Genomic DNA, 1015 nt, shown 5'->3' with positions numbered 1-1015 from the left:
AAGCTTGTAGCTGAAAACTCAGGTATTCTTTCACTTGCTGCATTAAAGAAACTCAATGAAAAGAATAAGAAGGTTGTCTCACTCATTTCTGGTGGTAATATTGATGTGCTTTCTATCTCTTCTATGATCAATAAGGGACTGATTGAAAGAGGTAGAATCTTTTCGTTCTCATTACAGCTTCCAGATAGTCCAGGTCAGTTAGAAAAGGTGGCTCATATTCTTAATGAATGTAATGCGAACGTTGTCACTGCAGACCATAACCAGTTCAAGAACTTCGCAAGATTCTCTGAAGTAGAATTAAGAGTCACTTGTGAAACAAATGGGGAATCTCATATCGATACAATAATTGAAACATTTAAAAAGAATGGATTTGAAATCCAGCGTATCAATTAAGGAATAGCAATCAGCTATTCCTTTTTTATAAAATTAAGTAAAAATTTAGTTTTAATAGAATAATAATGATGTTATAATGTGAAAAACAGATTTTTGAGAGGGGGATTTAAGTGTTAGAACTAAAGAATTTTGAAGAGGCAAAGAAGAGAGTGGATGAAGTCATTCTTCCTACACCTTTGATTTATAGCCCAGCTTTTTCTAAAGAAAGTAGAAATACTGTTTATATCAAACCAGAAAACTTACAGAGAACTGGCGCATTCAAGATTAGAGGTGCTTATAATAAGATCATGAAGATGGATGATGAATCCAAGTCTCGAGGACTTATTGCCTCAAGTGCAGGAAACCATGCTCAGGGTATGGCTTATGCCGCCCAGCAGTTAGGTGTTAAGGCTACAATCGTTATGCCTGCCCATACACCACTTATTAAAGTAGATGCTACTAAGGCATTAGGTGCTGAAGTGGTTCTTCATGGTGAAGTCTATGATGATGCTTATAATAAGGCAGTAGAATTGCAGAAGGAACATGGCTATACATTTGTACATCCGTTTGATGATGAAGATGTCATTGAAGGTCAGGGAACCATTGCCTTAGAAATTCTCGAAGAACTACCAGATGCAGATAT

1 protein-coding gene and 1 pseudogene are annotated in these 1015 nt (G+C 36.2%); both read left to right on the top strand.

Annotated features, from left to right (window positions below; translation table 11 throughout):
- Positions 1–393 (top strand): annotated as a pseudogene (locus EAI80_RS13205) (threonine ammonia-lyase); the annotation flags it as partial.
- Positions 394–503: 110 nt separating this feature from the next.
- The coding region (locus EAI80_RS13200; protein WP_129982396.1) for a pyridoxal-phosphate dependent enzyme at positions 504–1015 on the top strand (512 nt) is incomplete at its 3' end.

Source organism: Catenibacterium sp. co_0103 (genome assembly GCF_004168205.1).
Taxonomy (GTDB): domain Bacteria; phylum Bacillota_I; class Bacilli_A; order Erysipelotrichales; family Coprobacillaceae; genus Catenibacterium; species Catenibacterium mitsuoka_A.
This window is presented reverse-complemented; position numbering and strand designations above follow the sequence as displayed.